Here is an 18,136-nt window from a genome sequence, read left to right as displayed (position 1 = left end):
CCGACCCAGACCAGCTTGCGACGGACATGCAATTCCCTCCAGCTAAACGCTGAGAGTGAATCATGATTTCAGATCAAACGCAACTGTAGTACTAGGAGACCGAGCCGCGATGGCTTAGCCACATTAGCCGGTGTCTTCTGGCCTTCCATCTGGGCCTCGCGAGAGCGGTCGGGCAATGGAAATTAACGTCGTGCGTGCATCTGCGCGCGCGACGAGTTCACCGAAGCACGCCTGTGCCCTAGGGTTATTTGCGGCGGCGTGCGGAAGGTTCCGTCATGGGTGATCGAAAAAGGTCACGGTACAGTAATCAACTGGTTTTATTGGCTTGCGAGTTCAGGCCGAATATCTTGTAGGCTGCAATTCGCGACGCGACTGGATGCGCGGGCTTCATGCACCCTGCGACTTTTTTGAATCGCCTGTGAACACACCGCGCAACAACGGTCCGTCAGAGAACGGCGTCCAGAAACGCGTTGATCTTGCGCGACGAACGTCGTTCCTGCAGGCCGGCAAGTCGATACTCGGTTCTCACGCTGCAGTCGGCGATGCGAATGGTTCTCAGGCGCGGATGGGAAACAAACTCAAAATCGGCGACGACGCCGATCCCAAGGCCGCGCTCGACCGCTTTCCAAACGCCCTCTCGGCTTCCGATTTCAAGAAATGGGCTCAAGAGAATGCCGGCATCTTCGGCAGTTGTCTCCAGAGCGCGGCCGGGCGATCTTGTTGGCCAGTGCGATAGCCACGAGCTTGGGTGACTTGCGCTTGAGCAATTCGACAAGCCACGGTGAAGCGTTCCTTTCGCGTCCCGCACGCAGGTGCTGCAAAACCGCGGTCGCGCCCACAACCAGTGTCTTGCGCAATGCCTCATCGCCGGCCCTTGTAATGACACCAAGCCTGACCTTACCCGCAGTCGAATGGTCCCGGGCGTCAGCCCCATCCAGGCGGCAAATTGCCTTCCCGACGCAAACAACTCCGGCGCCGGCGCTTTCATCACCAGTAGTACCGCGCCGATCGGCCCGACACCCGGGATTTTTGCAAGACGACGGCAGCATTCGTTATTTCGATACCAGGCCATCAGTTTTGCCTCCAATTCCTTCCGGCGCTCATCTAACTGCGCCGTCAGCGAGAGATGCAAATAGATCGCGTGACCTCGGCGGGCGTGCGGTAACCCAGGCACTTCCGTGGCAGCGCGTTCAGATGATGGACGAGAGCGACGAGTTGTTGCTGGCTGACAGCGGATAGATCGGTATCGCCAGGCATGAAGCGGCGGATGCGCTTGTTGGTGTTTTCTACTGCACCTTTCTGCCAAGGCGCGCTGGGGTCGCAGAACCAGCTCCGCGCGCCGATGCCATCTTCCAAAGCCCTGAAGCCGGCGAACTCCGTACCGCGATCAAAGGTAAAGCTCTGCCGCGCAAAGGCTGGCAAGGGAGAGAACGTTTCGATGATCTTGTCCATGATCGGTCTTGAGCGCCGGCTCGGGTTTTTGATCATCACGGCGTAGCGGCTTTTGCGTTCAACCAAGGACGTGACGTTGGCGTTGCCCAGATCGCGTTCGAAGATCAACAAGTCGCCTTCCCAATGCCCGAACTGCGAACGATTACCAATGAAATCAGGACGTTGCGATATCCTGTTGGTAGCAGGAAAGGCGCCGTCGCGGGGTTTCCTCGAGCCGCGGGGGCGACGTTTGCGGCGGCCTTCCGGCAGATGCTGATAGAGCTCCAACGCCTGATCTTCCTTGCCGTAAATGAAACGATAGATCGTCTCGGTGCAGACCCGCACGGCGCTTACGCCATCGGCGAGCAGGCGGCCAGCGATCTGTTCCGGGGACCACAGCGCCTTCAGTTGCTCGATCACCAGTTCGCGCAACGGCGGATGGACGCATGAGCTTGCGCAGGCGTCGCCGACGCTCTTTGCGGATGTCGTCAGCAACCGTTGGGAAGTAGCCGCTATACTCGGGCAGCTCGCGATCGTGGAAGGTGGTGCGCCGGATCTCACGATAGATCGTCGATCGATGACGACCGAGTTGGCGCGCCATTTCTTTGATCGGCAGCTTGCGTTCGACAAAGTGGAAGAGGCGGCGTCGATCGGCCAGATTCAGCTGCGAATAACGTCGGGACATGCCAAAATCTCCAAGCCATTGAAATCAATGGCATGTCGCACTTGAGAATAGAATGTACCAGCCCGTTACAGAAGATCGAATAATGTATCGTCGGGAACCACGATGGCGATATTGTTATGGTCGCCTCTGCTGTGGAGACAATTGAAGTCCATTCGCGCGGGTTGTTTCGGCTTCGTAGTGCGCGAGGATTTCCGCGCCGGTGGCGATCCAGACGTCGTCACGCGCGGCGATCTCGCTGAGGAAATCCCGCAGAATCCGCCACCGCATCGGCCGGCCGGAAACCTGCGGATGCAGGACAAGCGTGGTCACTCCGCCCCACTCGTGGGTTCCGACAAACTCCTCGCGCCAGATGGGTAGGATAGCGTCCCTCCCGAAGAGCGGGCGCGCATCCAGCCGACCGGTCATGCCGAAATTCCAGTCGTCGAAGGCGTAGTTGACCGGAATTTCCACCGGCCCCGGGCGGCCGTCCGCCAGACGGTGACGATAGGGGCGGATATCATCGCGGAAGGATGAGGAATAGCGCAGGCCCTGTTCGCAAAGATAGGCGAGAAGCTCGGGAAAATTCTCGCCGGATGGCGCGCGATAGCCGACGGGTGTGACGCCGAGCCGGGATTTCAGCGCTTCGAGGCCGCGGTCGATCTCCTCTTTTGCTTCGTCCAGCTTGTTGCGATCCGGGCATTTGTGCAGGTAGCCGTGATGGGCGATCTCGTGCCCGGCAGCGACAATCGGTTCACACGCGGCTGTATGGGCCTCGACCGTCCAGCCGGGAATGAAGAAGGTCGCCTTAAGGTGCAGCGTATCCAGCAGTTCGAGGATCTTTGTGATTCCGACCCGGGCGTCGTAGCCGCCGAGTGAGGTCGTCACCATCCGGTCGACATTGGCGTGGTTGTTGCCGATCCAGGCAGTCTCGGCATCGACGTCGAAACCGATAAAGAGGGCGCTCTTCTTGCCGTACGGCCAGTCAAAAACGGGGGCTGGTGACGCCGGGTTGAGTGGGCGAGGGCTGAGATCGTAGGTCATGAAACTTCCTTCTCAATTGAAGACCGGCGCTTCGGGTTCGTCTGCGACCAGCAGGTCAGAAAGGCCCCGGCAGTCCGCGTGTTCCTCCAGCACGCCCACGAAATCGGCGAGGTCCGCGATACGAGCCGCAGGCAATGCCATCGACGCGAGGCTGTCGAATTTGGCACGGATGGCGGCGTCGCTCATCGGCCGCTCGCTGGAGCCGGTGGCGCGGGGCACCATCGCCGTCCTGCTTTCGTCATCAGCGAAGGTGACGGTCACCTCCGGCTCGGCCATTTGCGGCATCTGCGCATCGGGATGAAAGCGGAAGCGGCCGAGAACATCGGCGATGCGCGAATCGCCGCGGGCGGCGGCGGAATACTGTTCGAGGTCGACGCGGCCGAAGACCAGGAGCGCCGCTAGCGCATAGCCGAGGCTCATTTGTGCGCCCGCCAGTGTTTCCAGCCGCGCCCGGCCGCACATGTCCATCAGGAAGGAGCTAAGGCGGACGTCAACCCTCGCGATATCGGCGGGAGTGCGGCCGGTCTCGGCAAGGATGTCGCCGACAGCGTCGATGGCGGAATGCGCGCCGCGGCAAGCAGCGTAGGGCTTGAGCGAGGCCCGTTCAATCTTCCAGTTCGTGCCCAGCCCGGCTGAGAGTTCGCCGGTATGCCCGGCATCCCGGACATAGGTGCGGAAGAAACCGCCCCAGACATCGTCGAACACATGCGAGGGACCGGAAAAGCCGGCGCCGGCGAGATCGGCGGCGAGAAGTCCGCCTTCAGCCGCCCGGCCCGCGTGGACCTTCTTCGCTTGGCTGCCATCATGATTGAAGGCCCACAGGCCAGAGGAAAAGCTGGTGGCCAGCGTCAGGGCGTGGCGAAAGAGGGCGCTGTCATAGCCGCGCAGCCGCGCGACCGCTGCCGCGGCCGCGAGCGTGCCGCAGGTGCCGGTGGAGTGCCAACCGGCACCATTGTGCACGCCGTAGCCGCCGGATGCATCCAGCACGCGGCGGCCGACCTCGTAACCCGCCGTCAGCGCGCAAATGAGATCGCCGCCGGAAATCGGGGCCTCGCAGGACGGAAGAGCTGCCAGTAGCGCGGGCAGAACGACGGCGCCTGTATGATCGCAGCCGCCGGAATCGTCGAGTTCGAAGACATGGGTGGCCACCCCGTTGGCAAGGGCCGCGTCGCGCGGTCCGGTTCGCTGTGGCGAGGCCAGAAGCGGTGTTGTTCCCCCTGGTGCGACGAGCGCACGTACCTTGCGGAATTCGATGGAGCGAGTGCCAGCGAGTGCTGCGCCGAGCGTATCCAGAAAGTGGGATTTGGTACGGGCGGCGATCCGGGTCGGTAGATCGGCAGGCGCAAGTCGGGCGCAGAAATCGGCAAGCGCCTCGACATGCGTCAACGCTTGCACGCCGCTTCGGGCTACATCGGGCATCATGATATCCTCGTTCGGGTAGGCCAGGGGAGCGGCCCGGTTAATGCACCGGGCCACCACCTGATCATTTCACGGCTTCGCCGTTGATCATCACGCCGTCGAGCGTGCTGCTGGCAAGGCCGTACCTTTCGAAGATCGCCTTGTATTCGCCGGAGGCCATGAGGGCTTTCAGTGCGCCGGCAATCGCGTCGCGCAGCTCTGGCGTCTGCTTGGAGAAGCCGATGCCCTGATAGACTTCCGTAAAGGGCTCGCCGACAATGGCGTAGGTGTCCTTTTCAAGCTGCAGCAGGTAGGGCAGGGTTTCCGAACCCTGGACCGCGCCGTCAAGGCGGCCCTGCTTCAACTGGGCGCGGGCATCGGCCGAGCCTTCGGTGCCGACGATCACGAGCGCCGGCTTGCCGTTGGCTTCGCAGTTGGCAGCGCTCCACTTCTTGGCCTCGTCCGGGAAGGAGGTGCGGCGGCTCATGCCGACGGTCTTGCCACAGAAGTCGGTGAGTTCCTTGAACTCATCCTTGCGTTTGGCCGAGGTATAAAACTGCGCGCCGGAGCTCATATAGTCGACGAAATCCATGGTCTCGCGCCGCTTGGGCAGGTCGCTCATGCCGCTCAAAACAAGGTCGGCGCGGCCGGTGTTCAGCGAAGACACCATTTGCTCGAAGCCGATCTCGGACCATTCGATCTCGGTGCCGAGCTGCTTGGCCAACGCCTTGCCAAGCTCGATGTCGACGCCCATCAGTTCGTTCGTCGCAGGGTCGCGATATTCCATCGGCGGATAATTCGGCGTGTTCGCCACCACAAGCTTGCCCGCGGATTGTTGTTTCTCCGGCAGATCCTGTGCGTGGGCGGTAAAGGCGAGCAGGCACGCCGAGGCGGCCAGAATTGCTTTTTTCATCGTAGTTCCCATCCTGTCGGTTTTTTGCGGTTATCGTTGCACAGCCTTGAGAAAATCGGCGGTGCGGGGGTTGTCGGGTTGGGTCAGGACCCGCGCCGAAGGGCCGTGCTCAATCAGCCGCCCGCCGTCCATGAAGGCGACGGTGTTGCTAACGTTGCGGGCAAAGCCCATTTCGTGGGTGACGACGATCATCGTCATGCCGGAGGCGGCGAGATCGTTCATCACATCGAGCACCTCGGCCACCAGTTCGGGGTCGAGTGCGGAGGTCGGCTCGTCGAACAGGATGAGCGAGGGACGCATGCCCATCGCTCGGGCGATGGCGACGCGCTGCTGTTGGCCGCCAGAAAGCTCCGAGGGATAGTTGCCGGCCTTGTCGGCAAGGCCGACGCGTTTCAGGAGTTCCATCGCGTGTTCGCGGGCGGCCTTCGGGCTTTCGCCCAAAACCTGTACCGGCCCTTCGATCACGTTTTCCAACGAAGTCTTGTGCGGGAACAGGTTGAAGCGCTGGAAAACCATGCCGATGCCCCGGCGCTGGCGGGCGATTTCCACGTCGCTCAGCTCATAGAGCCTGTTGCCGTCGCGGCGGTAGCCGATCAGCTCGCCATTGGCCCAGATCGCGCCGGAGTCGATGCGTTCCAGAAGGTTGATGCAGCGCAGGAACGTGCTCTTGCCGGAGCCCGAGGGGCCGATGATGCAGCTCACCTCGCCCTTACGCACTTCCAGACCCACCTCATTGAGCGCCTTGAATGTGCCGAAGCTCTTGCAGACGTCAACGGCCTTGACCAGGATTTCGCTTGTCATGTGCGCCCCCTTCAGATCGTCGTGCGGCCGCGGGTGCCGCGGGCGTAGTAGCGTTCGATCCGGGATTGGATCAGAGAGAGGACGGTGACGATCGCGAGATACCAGAAGCTTGCGACCATCAGCAGCTCCAGCACGCGGGTATTGGCGTAGTAGATCACCTGCGCATTGTGCAGGATCTCCGAATACTGGATCACCGAGGCGAGCGAGGTGAGCTTGACCATGCTGATCACCTCGTTACCAACAGGCGGAACCATGACGCGCATGGCTTGCGGCAGCACGATGCGGCGCAGCGTCTGCATTCCCGTCATGCCGATCGTCCGAGCGGCTTCGTACTGGCCGGCGTCCACGGACAGGAGGCCGCTTCGCACGACTTCCGAGGTATAGGCGCCCTGCTGGATGCCCAGGCCGAGCATGGCGGCGACGAAGGGCGTCATCACCTCGACGGTGTTGAATTCGAACAGGCCCGGAATGCCCATCGTCGGGAAGATCAGCGCGAGGTTGAACCAGAGCAGCAGTTGCAGTAGCGCCGGCGCGCCACGGAAGATCCAGACATAGACGAGCGCGATGTATTCGAGCACCGGATTGCCGGAAATGCGCATGATCGCGATGAGGACGCCGAGTGCGATGCCGAGCGACATCGCCGCGACTGTCATCAGCAGCGTATTCCAGATGCCCTGGATGATCACGGGGGCGAACAGGAATTGGCCGACGACCGGCCATTCGATCTGGCCGACAACGAAGGCGCGGATCAGGAGCGCCACCAGCAGCAGCACGATGGCGGCGAAGACCTTGCGCCCCACATGCCTGCGCGGGACGAGTTCAAGATGGGCGATGTCATGGGCATCGCGGCTGGATTGGGGAAGGGGCGTGTCGGTCATGCTTCCTCTCCCGTTAAGGGGACTAGGGCAACACCCGAGAGATCCTGTTCGGCCCAGGCACGCTGCTCTTTGCAGGTGTCGGCAAAGGCCGCGATCTGCTCGCGCACGCGGGCGGGGGCGGTTCCCCCCTGGCCGAAACGTTCGGCGAGCGCCCGGGCTGGGTCGATCACCTTAAGTACATCCGGGGTCAATGCCTCATCGATGTTCGGCAGGTCGGTCTCGGTCAGCCCGTCAAGGTCTATGCCGCGCTCTTCGCAGTAACGTACGGTGGCGCCGGAGATCTCATGGGCATGCGAGAAAGGAATGCCCTGCCGCACCAGCCAGTCCGCCACCTCGGTTGCCAACGTGAAGCCGCGTGGCGCGTCGGCGGCCATGCGTTCAGTGTCGAAGGTCAACGTCGCGACCATGCCGGCGAAGGCAGGTAGGATCAGGTCGAGAAGATCGATTGTCTCAAAAAGCGCGCGCTTGTCCTCGGCGAGATCGCGGTTGTAGGCGAGCGGCATCGCCTTGAGAGTGGCGAGCATGCCCGCAAGATTGCCAATCATGGTGCCCGACATGCCACGCGTCAGCTCGGCGATGTCGGGATTCTTCTTCTGCGGCATGATCGACGAGCCGGTCGAGTAGGAATCGTGCAGCTTCACCCAGGCGAACTGGCGCGAAGCCCAGATGCAAATCTCCTCCGACAGACGCGAGAGGTTCACGCCCAGCATCGCGGTCACGAACAGGAATTCCGAGACCACGTCGCGGCTCGCGACGGCATCAATGGAATTCTCGCAGGGACGGGCGTAGCCGAGATCGCGCGAAGAGCTTTCAGTATCGCGGGCGAAAGCCGAGCCGGCCAGGGCGGCGGCGCCGAGCGGCGAACGGTCGAAGCGGCGGTCCCAGTCGATGAAGCGCTCGATGTCGCGGCTGAGCGACTGTGCATGCGCCATCAGGTGATGGCCGAGCGATATCGGCTGAGCGGGCTGAAGGTGGGTGAAGCCCGGCATGACCGTCTCGATATGCTCATTCGCCTGGGTGGCGAGTGCGTCCTGCACCGCAAGGACCAGCTTCACCAGCCGCCGCGCCGTGCGGCGAAGGTAGAGGCGGGTGTTGTTGGCCGTCTGGTCGTTGCGCGAGCGGCCGGCACGCAGCTTGCCACCGAGGGCACCCAGCCGCTCGATCAACAGGCGCTCGTGGAAGGTGTGAAGATCCTCATCCGAGGCTTTCGGCTTTTCGCGGCCGGCCGCGACATCGGCCGCGATCGTATCGAGCGTTTGCAGCATCCGCGGCAGTTCGTCCTCGCTCAGTACGCCAGCGCGCGCAAGTTCGCGCGCATGGGCGCGAGACCCGGCGATGTCTTCGGGGGACAGGCGGAAAAAGCTTGGATTGCTTCGCGAGAGCGCCGCGAGTTCCGGAGAGGGACCGCTGGAAAATCGGCCTCCCCAAAGCGATGTCGCTTGTTCTGTCATGACAGTCTCCCATCTCGGTAATTATGTTCCCGAGTTGAGGTTGCCTTTTAGGGGCCGCTTGCACAAACGCGAAAAAGCGATACCGTTATGACGAAACCGACTAGCCCCTTGCCAGAGAATGCCCTTGGTTCATACCTCCGTACCACTGCCTTCGATGACTGCCCTTCGCGTGATGCTGGCGATTGCGGAGCGAGGCTCGACGACGGCGGCTGCGGAAAGCATCAACCTGTCGCAAAGCGCCGTCAGCAAGCAGTTGCTGACCCTCGAAAACCTTCTCGGCGCGCAGATGTTCACGCGAAAGCCGTCGGGCATGGTGCCGACAGACCTCGGCCGCATCTATTTGGAACAAGCGCAGGTGGCGATCAAGGCGCTGGAGGAGGCCGCTTTCCGCGCGGCGAGCCTGCAGCCCGATTCCCATACGCTTCGGCTGAAGGTGTTGCCCATCCTCGGCGACCGCTGGCTCTTGCCGCGTTTTTCCGACTTCAATCAGAAACACCCGGATATCGACGTCCAGTACACCACCTTCGCGACCGACAACCCGGCGGCTCAGCCGGACGCAGTGTTCCGCTTCGGCCGTGGGCCATTCGCGAACGAACACTCGGTCTACCTTTTCGGCGAGGATGTCCGGCTCGTTTGCGCACCCGCTTATCTCGCGCGGCTCGGCTCCTGTGAAACCCTCGAGGATGCGGCGCGCGGTGTCATCATCGAGCATCCGAGCACTCCGCTGCGCTGGATCGACCTCGTGGCGGAACATGGGAAACCGGACCTCGAGCCACAGGGCGTCATGCGCTTTGACTATTATACGCTGGTCCTGCGCGCCGCGATCTCCGGCCAGGGCATGGCCCTCGTTCCACCACAGCTCGTCGAGGAGGAACTGAGGACCGGAAGCCTCGTCAATCCCGGGGGGCTTCACTACGCATCCAAGGTCGCCTACTGGTTCACCACCCCAACGGACCGCAAGCCTTCATCGGCGCTCAAGGCGTTTCAACGTTGGCTGATGCAGCAGTTGGAATAGTGGAGAGGCCGATGGAAAAAGTGACGATACGGCATGCGAGCCCGGCCGATGCGGACGCAATCGCGCATTTCCACGTGCGCGTCTGGCGACAAACCTATCGCGACCTTGCCCCACCCGAGATTTACGCCGCGCTCGATGAAAACCTTCGCCGCAACACCTGGCGCGAAAAGCTTGCGGTAGCGGACCCTGACCAGATCGTGCTTCTGGCCGAATTGGAGGGAAGGCCGGTCGGGATCGGCGCTGCCGGTGCACCCTCAGATGCGATCTTTGGCGATCTTGGCGAGATCAAAAACCTCTGCGTCGATCCGGATGTCAAACGCCAAGGCATCGGCCGCCTATTGCTCTCAAGGCTTGCTTTGCATTTGCGGGAGAGAGGATTTCCCGGAGTTGGGCTGAGCGTGGTCGACGGCAACGAACCTGCGATCGCTTTCTACGACGCGATCGGCGGCAAGCGGGCCGGGGAATACACGGATGCCGGTCCGATCTGGCGCTCGCGAAATATCGTCTTTGTGTGGGCTGACAGTTTGGTGCTCTGAACGTCTCTGGCAGTCAACAGTTCGATTCCTCACATCAGGATTTTTGTCAATGGTCATTTGGGTGGCATCGAATTTCGCCTTCGTTGCCGGATCCACGGTCTGAGCCCATACTATTACCGGCCCGTTCTCGGACCTGTACAACCTCATATGTGGAACGGCCCGCGGTGCAAGGGGCTTCGCAGTCGATTTCACGCATGCGGACGGTGCGGTCATATGTACGGCCTTTACGTGCGGTACATGACCGCTGGCCTCGATGAGATCCGCGAAACGAGGAGCTAAATCACATCCACGCACTAACAGCAGCCCCTTTATGCGATTGACGTGGAAAACACGCTCCGCAATCAGGGTTTTTCGTTCCCGCCCAAGCCTGCGGATGTCTTCCTCATCCGGCGTAAGCAATTTGACCATTGAGCAAGAACGCGGCTCGCCGCGTTTCCAGGCCATGTTTCGCCATCGATGCGGTCCGTCTTTGCGCGTCGATGACGGCGAGGCATGGCAATGGATGCGGCTTCCACAATATGGCTCTCGAGGTGGAGATCGCCTGGACATTACCTCTGACCACTTGTTGACTCACCCGCGGTCGAACAATAACTTGCGAACTCGGTCGTTAGGCTTGTCCTCACATGACGGATCAGTCTCTTCAGCGTCGCCTTGCCGCCATCGTCGTTGCCGATGTGGTGGGATATTCACGCCTGATGGAGGCTGATGAACTCGCAACGCTGGCGAACCTCAGGGAACTCCGTTCTGGCGTTATCGAGCCGGCTGTGATGCGCCACAACGGTCGCATCTTCAAGCTCATGGGCGACGGATTCTTAATCGAATTCGTTAGCGCGGTGGACGCGGTCACAGCAGCGTTGGAAATGCAACGGGCCACCACTGCTGTTGAGGCTTCCGGAGACCGGCGCCTGCTTTTGCGTGTAGGCGTCAATCTGGGAGATGTCATTGACGACGGTTCAGACGTCCTCGGCGACGGCGTCAATGTCGCGGCGCGCCTCGAGACGCAGGCCGCACCGGGAGGTATCTGCATTTCAGCCAAAGTTCACGGCGAGATCGTCGGCAAGATCGGCGAGCGGTTCTTTGATGCAGGCGAACGCTACCTAAAGAACCTGGCTCGCCCGGTCCACGTGTGGCATTGGCCGGATGCGCTGCAGAGCATATTGCCGCTGCCCGAATGTCCCTCGATCGCTGTATTGCCGTTCACGAATATGAGTGGGGATGAAGCGGACGCGCCTTTCGTCGACGGCTTGACCGAAGACCTGATCACCGACCTTTCCCGTACGGCTGGCCTGTTCGTCATCGCGCGCAATTCCGTGCACGGCTACAAGGGCAAGCCGGTCGACGTACGGCTGGTCGCCCAGGAGCTCGGCGTCCGCTACGTCCTCGAGGGGAGCGCCAGACGCGCAATGGGCCGTGTCCGCATCAATGCCCAATTGATCGACGCGCTTGGCGGCCAGCACTTGTGGGCCGACCGGTTTGACAGGACGGTAGAAGATGTTTTCGAATTACAGGATGAAGTTAACGCGAAGATTGTTGAAGCCCTCGTCGGCCGGCTGAGCATCCCGACGCAGCGCAATCGGCCGAAGAGCTTTGAGGCGTACGATCTGTGTGTGCGCGCCCGCCTCCTGACGGAAGAGTCGCCGCAAACTGAGCGTGAGGCCTATATGCTGCTCCAACGCGCGGTTGAGCTTGAGCCATCATATGCCGAGGCGCTCGGTCTGCTCGCCTATAACCGTTGGCTTGCCTGGACTCATTTCGGCGAGCCCGAAGATCCTAACCGTCGGATGGCGGCGACGTTCGCGCAGAAGGCGGTCGACCTAGATCCCAACGATGCCGGCTGCCGTTACGTTCTGGGGACCATTTTGGCTTATGAGCGGCGATGGGAGGAATCGGAGGCCGCGTTCGCCAAGGCCCTGGAGCTGGACCCCAACCACGCCGACACTTGGGCCGCCATGTCGGACATGTCCGTGCTGGACGGCAGGGTTGCCGACGGACTAGCGCAGATCGAAAAAGCTCTGCGGCTCAATCCCTATCCAACCTGCTGGTATCTTTGTCATCTTGGGCAGGCGCAATACGCCGCGCGTGACTATGAGGCGGCAACCGCTACACTCCGCAGGAAAGACACGTATCGTACCAACTCACGCAAATTCCTGGCTGCTTCGCTTGCGCAGTTGGGCCGCCTTGAGGAGGCGCGGCGAGAAGCAGAATTGTTCCTGATCACCCACCCTCATTTCACGATCGGCCATTGGCTCAGCTCCCAGCCGCTGCGCGATGCATCTGTACGAGACCACTTTGTCGACGGCTTCCGAAAGGCTGGCCTGCCGGAGATGTGACAGCGGGTGGGGGCAATCCCGACGCGTTCGAGGACTTGATCAACGGATACGTACTGCGCGAGAACGGCGGTCTTCTGGATCGCAGTGCCAAGCTTCTTCAGACGCTCCACAAAACGCGTCAACCAGCCCGAGTCTCGCATGACTTTTCCGCTGGACCGCCTTGCATCGACGCGGGCGGAAGACAAGGCGGCGACGAGCCGCGCCGCCGTGCATCAACGCACGGATCAGCTTGTCGACCGCGTCGGGCACGTTGAGGCCTCTGTAGCCACGATCGGTGAGGATGTGGCGGAGATGTTCGTTGCGGCTAGTAGTTAAAATAGACGGTCACGCCCTGCCGCCGCTGGGAGTGGTAATAGTCTCGATAGCCGTATCGGTAATGATCACGATAGCCGTAATACCGGGAATAGCGGGGGTAGCACCGGCCGTAGTAATCGCAGGGACGGTGGGCGTACCGCCGTTTCCAGTGGCGATCCGCGTGCTCATGACGATGTTTCCGGTGTCTTACCTGCTCGACATCGCCGGCCTGCACTTGTTCGGGTTTCGGCGCAAAGATCGGCGCGGCGTTTAGCGGTAGCGCGAAGGATGTCGCTAGGACTACGGCTCCGAGGGTGGATAATAGCTTTTTCATTTGACGCATCCTCTCTAGTTCTCAGCTTGGTTCCTCAAGCCTGAATCTCAGATGAACCGTCGCGGCTCGACCGTTGCGGAACCTAGCGCTGAGGTGGACCCCAGAGCGCTGGGTCGCTTGGGGCTGGGGTCGCGCTCTGGGATCACTGGCGCCAACGGCGGCGGCTACCGGTACCGTTGGTGCTGATGCAGCAATGGCGAGGCAATTCAGATTCGGCAATGCGGATAAGACCATTGCCCAGGCGCACCAGACCTAAGTCCGGGGCGTGTCTTCTTTCCCATCCACTCAAAGAAATGGCCCCGAAAGGCGGCGACGGGCCCAAGAGTGTGCTAAGTAAGCGGGCTCTGGGGGGAAGGGAACGGAGCCCGGTCGAATAACGCTCGGTTTGGAAACTCGTTCCGCAGCTTGAGGCTAAACCCGCCCCTATCGGAACAGCGACAGCACGTTGGCGGCGCTTGTGTTGGCTATCTGCAGCGACTGTATCGCCAATTGCTCCTGTGCTTGAGTAGCTTTCAGGCGCGCCGATGCTTCGTTCATGTCAGCGTCGACAAGGCGCCCGACGCCTTTAACGATGCTCTCCATCAGAGCGCTGGTGAAGTCTGATTGCAGGTCGATGCGCATTTGCAGGGAGCCGAGCAGGCTCGCACTCGAAATCGCGCCCTTCAGCATGTATTCGATACCTTCGATGTACTCGTCGACAGTAAGGTCCGTGCCCGTCACATCAACCTCGGCCAAGTCGAACTCGAGCGTCCAGCGCGGCGTCGAGCGCACGTTTTCGACGGTAACTCTTGCAGCGCGATTGCCCGCCTCCGGGTAGATAGCCTGATCCGCTGAGAAGGTGAGCGTGGTACCGGATGCAGTCACTGCCAAGCCGCTGCCCGCGGAAGCGAATTCTATAACCGCCGCTAGGTCGGCTGCGTTGCCGACCGTGCCGTCACTTGTGCCAAGCGCGGCATCCACCGTTGCGCGGTCTATGGTGTAAGTCTGCAATGTGCCTGGGCCGACTTGGACGTCAAAGTAGATCGCAGCGGTAGGCGAGACCGTAAACGGTTTGGTAAAACCGATACTCGCCTGGGGATACATATTGTCGTGGTTGTTTATTGGTGCGTTCTCTAGACCCAACGCAAAGCCTGCGGGGTGAACGCCGTTGAAGTCGGACACCACGTTTGAAATATCGATGCTGGACCCTGGTTCCCCGGACGTCTCAAGCGACCCGATCTCGAATTGACTTGATGAGGATGATCCACTGAACAACGTTTCATATGCGGTCGCGGGAACCGCGTTGTCCTGAAAGACCCGCTGCAGGACAGTACGCATTTGGGACGCGGTATTAATTTTACCATCGGTCGTGCCGAGCGCGGTGTCGATAACCGTCTTATCGATCCGCAAGCCGGTGAAAACCACGCCGGCGGAATGTGTGCCCGCATCGATTGTAAGGTCAAACTCGATATAGTCCGTCGATCCGAATGTCGCCGGTCCCGTGAAGGCATGGTTCTCGTGACCCTGATGGGCAACCGAGTTGATCCCCGTCCGCCGGAAGCCGCCAATGTCACCCACGCCGCCGATTTCCTTCTGCAGGATGCCGCCGCCTCCCGCATTGAGCATGCTCGTCTGTTTGAGGTTTAGGTCAGTGGTGTTCAATTCGATGGATCCATCCGCTGCCCTGACTAAAGACGAGACCAAGGACGTGGTCAGTTCGGCGGTTTGCATGAGATGGGTCGCGGCGTCTGTACGCAGCCAGTTCACTCCGTTGAAGCTGGACGAGGCAATGACGCTCTCCGCTTGAGCGTTGAGTTGGTCGAGTTCCTTCTGGATCTTAGCTTTGTCAACGCCCGGTTCCGCTGCAGCGACTAGTCTTGCCTTGAATGCAGTCAAGATTTCGACGATGGCGTCGGTTCCCTCATAGGCGACGCCTACCTTCGCGGCTCCCAGACCGAGTGCATCGGCAACGGCTGAGATAGCCTTGTGATCGGAACGCATCGTCGTAGCAATCGACCAATATGCAGCATTGTTGGCCGCGGTTTGGATGCGGAGGCCGGAACTCACTTCATCCTGGGTGGAAGCAAGTGTTGCAGCGGTATTTCTCAAAATTTGGACGGCAGACATCGCTGCCGCGTTCGTATGAATGCTGGACATTATAGAGCCGTCGATCAGGGATTAGCGCCCGTCATGGGCGAGTCGATGCATTTATTCAACCACAAATTTGGTTAACAGACTACTAATTTTGTATGTGTGGGCGGCGCAGACCAACTATGGCGTCAATCTTTCAACCGTGGCATATCGCCGAGAATAGTTCTTGGGGGGTGACCGATACTGCGGGGGTGAATCTCACCCCTTCCATCCAGAATAATCCGCAAAATCCGGATCATATCGGCCGCGTCGAGGAGCGCGGCCTTTACATGGTCATGGGTACGCCTTTCGATGCCCGCTGCTGTCGTCTGCAGGTCGATCACCGGATCCAATTCGGTCTTCCTCTCAGGGACGCCAACTTCGTAGCGCATCTCGCGGATCGTGACGACCGCGCGCTCGAGAAACTGGCGCTTTTCAAAGTTGGTCAGGTGTTCGACCAGGTTGGCCGCCCAGACGAGCTCAGAGTTGAAGGCAGTCGTGAGGGACATGACGGGCAGCGAACATCGCTGCGGCGGGGCGTCAATATTCGCTTGGCAGCCCCTAGTGCCCCGTGCCTTCCGAGGCGATCTCTACGTATCAGCCGATCGACCATAGGTAATTTACAATCTCCCGCCGGATTGCGTCTCGGTCGCCGTACTTCTCGCAGATGCGGTTGAGCTCTTCGCTCACGGCCTCCTGCTCCTCGTCATCGCAAATCACGTACATGTTGTGCCCCACGGCGTTGATGTGGCACCCAGCCTCGATCACGTCTGCCACGAATGCAGGAATTTCTTCTTCGTTCATCAGGTGCAACAGGGCCGCATTGCTCATGCTGAGGTTCCTTCTGCTTTCGGACCGCTAGTAATGTTTGGGGCAAGGACAACGACGGAGAAGTCAGCCAAAATGGCAAGAGAGCAAAGGTGCTCGTCAGCGATTTGGATCAATGCGACGGCGACCTCATCGTCGGACCAGCCCGCCGCCGTACAGTAAGCGGCGAACGCGCCGAACGCCTCTTTGAGAGCTTCTTGGCATTCATCACTGCTCTGCTCGTATCTAGCTTGACGGGTGGGAGGGGCAATTTTCGGTAAGTTTACCTGCATCATAGTTTCCCCGAGCGGCCTCATTGTTCTTTTGAGCCCCAGCCGAGCCATCTATGTGACCGTGGCGCTTAGGCGGTAATGCCTTGGTTGAAAACAGAATATGCGGCGATTGGTTTCTGCCGCAATTGACCTCAGACCATTGGCGGGCCACCTAAGACTTGAGCCCTACAGCGAACGGGTACTCCCCAGCAGCTTCCTACCTCAACTTAGCTATTTGTAATTTCAAAAAGGATTACCTAGCGCGCCGGGCCGATCACGAGGTCGTAAATGAAGAGGTTCTCGCGGTTCCGAGCCTGATCCAGCCGCAGGCTGACCCCAGAGCGCTACGTCGCTTGGGGCTGGGGCGCGCTCTGGGGTCACTAGCGCCAAAGGTGCGGTTGACGCTCAACTAGGAATGGCAGCGCCAATCGGATTCGGCAACACAGATAGGACCTTTGCCGGAGCGCGTCAGACCTAGGTCGGGGTACTTCCGGTTTTGCGACTGATTAGCGCTTCAGCTTACCGACCTTGATCGTATTGCCGTCGCTGTTCCGGCACTGCTTGCAGCGCACGCGGGGCGCCAGCGTTGCCGGCTTCCGATCTCAGTCGGGTGGTTTTCTGCCTTCCGATCGGAACGTGCAGGCAGTGCCATCGTCTGACATTGCGCGTGTGGCGATTCGACCCCGTTGACGACCTTGGTCGTTGCAGACTTAACGTCATAAACGAGGTCGAAAACTGACCTTCAGCTTAAGAGCATTCGGGCGTGCGCTCGTCTGGGGTTATTCACCACATTTCGTGTCCGGTCACATCGGGGCCGCCCAAGTTTCAAGACGTTGAACACCGCTAGGACGTGCGTATGTGGACGATCCAAATCGGTCTCGCCGCTGTACCGTCCCATGGCACGGATGAGACGACCCACAGTTTACCGCGGCGCGCGAGACGGCTAGCGGGCGACCCGCAGATGCTCTTTTCGTGTTATGGTGGGCTTGCAGCGCGTAATCACGACCTTCGACAATATGGCAGAGGCCGAACGCTATTTTTGCTCTGGCGCAGGAAGTTTTGCGTCCCCAGCATAGGCCCAACGCCGAAGCTGTTTCCTGACTGATCCGGGGCGAGGAGGTAGTCCATGTCCACGAGTAGTGTCGACCGCCCGCTGCAGCCGGGCGACCAGGCCCCGAATATAGTGCTCGATGCGATATCGCGCGACGGCAAGATCGCGCTCGATGATTTTCGAGGCCGTAACCCGTTGTTGATCGGTATGTTTCGCGGCCTACATTGTCCGTTCTGCCGGCGCCATGTCGCGGCGATGGCGCAACTTAAGCCGGCTCTGCGTGAGAAAGGCGTCGAATGCCTAGCAGTCGTCATTACGCCGGTCGAGCGGGCGCGGCTCTATTTCCGTTACCACCCGGCGCCCGATCTTCTCACCGCATCCGACCCGGAGCGGGCCTCGCACCGTGCTTTCGGCTTGCGCGAGGTCGGGATGGGCACGGTCATGGCGATACGGGTCCATCTCCCGGGCGAGTTGCCCGGGCCTATGGGTGTCATGGCAATGGATGAGTTTCTCAACAAGAAGGAAGGATATGTGATTACGGAAGCCGATCAGCAGGCGATGGCTTCCAGCCAGGGGCAGCTTGTCGGTCAGTTCCTGATCGACCGAGGGGGCATCGTACGCTGGAGCTTCACTGAAGTTCTGGAGGCTGGCCTCAATACGTTCAGCGCACCGAATCCTGAGGAATTGATGTCGGCAGCTTCCCAAGTTACACATTAGTAGGCGGCGGAAAAAGGCTGCTGAAAACTCGCTCGACGACCGCCGTCCTGTGGTGATTCTGTGAATTTAGATGATGCTCAGGCGCGGCAGGGTT

16 protein-coding genes and 4 pseudogenes are annotated in these 18,136 nt (G+C 60.5%); 5 read left to right on the top strand and 15 right to left on the bottom strand.

Going from position 1 to position 18,136, the window contains the following annotated elements; genetic code table 11:
- Window positions 1-445: 445 nt before the first annotated feature.
- The 9 genes and pseudogenes from BLU35_RS36375 to argH all read right to left on the bottom strand — a co-directional run.
- Window positions 446-652, bottom strand: a pseudogene (locus tag BLU35_RS36375) (LysR substrate-binding domain-containing protein); the annotation flags it as partial.
- Window positions 653-707: 55 nt separating this feature from the next.
- Window positions 708-1,084, bottom strand: a pseudogene (locus BLU35_RS27655) (transposase); the annotation flags it as partial.
- Window positions 1,085-1,116: 32 nt separating this feature from the next.
- Window positions 1,117-2,116, bottom strand: a pseudogene (locus BLU35_RS27650) (IS30 family transposase).
- A 114-nt stretch (window positions 2,117-2,230) separates the two neighbouring features.
- On the bottom strand, window positions 2,231-3,136 hold the full coding sequence (locus BLU35_RS27645) for a polysaccharide deacetylase family protein (protein WP_093235349.1): 906 nt from the start codon (window positions 3,134-3,136) through the stop codon (window positions 2,231-2,233).
- Between the two features lie 12 nt (window positions 3,137-3,148).
- Window positions 3,149-4,555 carry an MmgE/PrpD family protein gene (locus tag BLU35_RS27640; RefSeq protein ID WP_286161648.1) on the bottom strand — a complete coding sequence of 469 codons (1,407 nt, stop codon included), beginning with the start codon at window positions 4,553-4,555 and terminating at the stop codon, window positions 3,149-3,151.
- 64 nt (window positions 4,556-4,619) lie between these two features.
- Complete coding sequence (locus BLU35_RS27635; RefSeq protein WP_162730613.1) at window positions 4,620-5,447, bottom strand: ABC transporter substrate-binding protein; 828 nt, start codon at window positions 5,445-5,447, stop codon at window positions 4,620-4,622.
- Between the two features lie 30 nt (window positions 5,448-5,477).
- Entirely contained in the window at window positions 5,478-6,248 is a 771-nt protein-coding gene (locus tag BLU35_RS27630) for an amino acid ABC transporter ATP-binding protein (RefSeq protein WP_058327920.1), read from the bottom strand.
- 11 nt (window positions 6,249-6,259) lie between these two features.
- A complete protein-coding gene (locus BLU35_RS27625) occupies window positions 6,260-7,126 on the bottom strand; it encodes an amino acid ABC transporter permease (protein ID WP_058327919.1) in 867 nt (288 codons plus the stop codon).
- A complete protein-coding gene (gene argH / locus BLU35_RS27620) occupies window positions 7,123-8,577 on the bottom strand; it encodes an argininosuccinate lyase (protein WP_093235346.1) in 1,455 nt (484 codons plus the stop codon). Before argH ends, BLU35_RS27625 begins: the two co-directional genes overlap by 4 nt.
- 118 nt (window positions 8,578-8,695) lie before the next feature.
- On the opposite strand from argH, the gene BLU35_RS27615 reads away from it, so the two are divergent.
- Both BLU35_RS27615 and BLU35_RS27610 read left to right on the top strand, forming a co-directional pair.
- The gene (locus BLU35_RS27615) at window positions 8,696-9,592 is read left to right on the top strand and encodes a LysR substrate-binding domain-containing protein (RefSeq protein ID WP_162730614.1); all 897 of its coding nucleotides are present in this window, start codon (window positions 8,696-8,698) and stop codon (window positions 9,590-9,592) included.
- Between the two features lie 11 nt (window positions 9,593-9,603).
- Complete coding sequence (locus BLU35_RS27610) at window positions 9,604-10,128, top strand: GNAT family N-acetyltransferase (protein ID WP_093235345.1); 525 nt, start codon at window positions 9,604-9,606, stop codon at window positions 10,126-10,128.
- 285 nt (window positions 10,129-10,413) lie between these two features.
- Here the strand turns inward: BLU35_RS27610 and BLU35_RS36370 are convergent.
- Window positions 10,414-10,658, bottom strand: a pseudogene (locus tag BLU35_RS36370) (IS110 family transposase); the annotation flags it as partial.
- 93 nt (window positions 10,659-10,751) lie between these two features.
- Between BLU35_RS36370 and BLU35_RS27600 the strand changes: the two are divergent.
- Window positions 10,752-12,458 (top strand): adenylate/guanylate cyclase domain-containing protein, encoded by a 1,707-nt coding sequence (locus BLU35_RS27600; protein ID WP_093235344.1) that lies wholly within the window; start codon window positions 10,752-10,754, stop codon window positions 12,456-12,458.
- 138 nt (window positions 12,459-12,596) lie between these two features.
- Complete coding sequence (locus BLU35_RS27595; protein WP_093235343.1) at window positions 12,597-12,773, top strand: DUF1515 family protein; 177 nt, start codon at window positions 12,597-12,599, stop codon at window positions 12,771-12,773.
- Here BLU35_RS27595 and BLU35_RS36365 read toward each other — a convergent pair.
- From BLU35_RS36365 to BLU35_RS27570, 5 genes are all read right to left on the bottom strand, one after another.
- Complete coding sequence (locus tag BLU35_RS36365; RefSeq protein ID WP_093235353.1) at window positions 12,763-13,086, bottom strand: hypothetical protein; 324 nt, start codon at window positions 13,084-13,086, stop codon at window positions 12,763-12,765. The genes BLU35_RS27595 and BLU35_RS36365 overlap by 11 nt on opposite strands.
- 423 nt (window positions 13,087-13,509) lie before the next feature.
- Complete coding sequence (locus BLU35_RS27585; protein WP_093235342.1) at window positions 13,510-15,222, bottom strand: flagellin N-terminal helical domain-containing protein; 1,713 nt, start codon at window positions 15,220-15,222, stop codon at window positions 13,510-13,512.
- A 122-nt stretch (window positions 15,223-15,344) separates the two neighbouring features.
- Window positions 15,345-15,704: a hypothetical protein gene (locus tag BLU35_RS27580; protein ID WP_176907467.1), complete on the bottom strand. Its 360-nt coding sequence runs from the start codon at window positions 15,702-15,704 to the stop codon at window positions 15,345-15,347.
- An 88-nt stretch (window positions 15,705-15,792) separates the two neighbouring features.
- The gene (locus tag BLU35_RS27575) at window positions 15,793-16,026 is read right to left on the bottom strand and encodes a Y4lK-related protein (protein ID WP_093235341.1); all 234 of its coding nucleotides are present in this window, start codon (window positions 16,024-16,026) and stop codon (window positions 15,793-15,795) included.
- The gene (locus BLU35_RS27570; protein WP_143033008.1) at window positions 16,023-16,295 is read right to left on the bottom strand and encodes a hypothetical protein; all 273 of its coding nucleotides are present in this window, start codon (window positions 16,293-16,295) and stop codon (window positions 16,023-16,025) included. Before BLU35_RS27570 ends, BLU35_RS27575 begins: the two co-directional genes overlap by 4 nt.
- Window positions 16,296-17,400: 1,105 nt before the next feature.
- Between BLU35_RS27570 and BLU35_RS27565 the strand changes: the two genes are divergently transcribed.
- Complete coding sequence (locus tag BLU35_RS27565; protein ID WP_093235339.1) at window positions 17,401-18,042, top strand: peroxiredoxin-like family protein; 642 nt, start codon at window positions 17,401-17,403, stop codon at window positions 18,040-18,042.
- The last annotated feature ends 94 nt before the right edge of the window (window positions 18,043-18,136 follow it).

The sequence above is a fragment of the Sinorhizobium sp. NFACC03 genome, assembly GCF_900103435.1.
Lineage (GTDB): Bacteria > Pseudomonadota > Alphaproteobacteria > Rhizobiales > Rhizobiaceae > Ensifer.
Note: the sequence above shows the minus strand (reverse complement) of the source record. Positions and strands in the feature narration are given on the sequence as shown.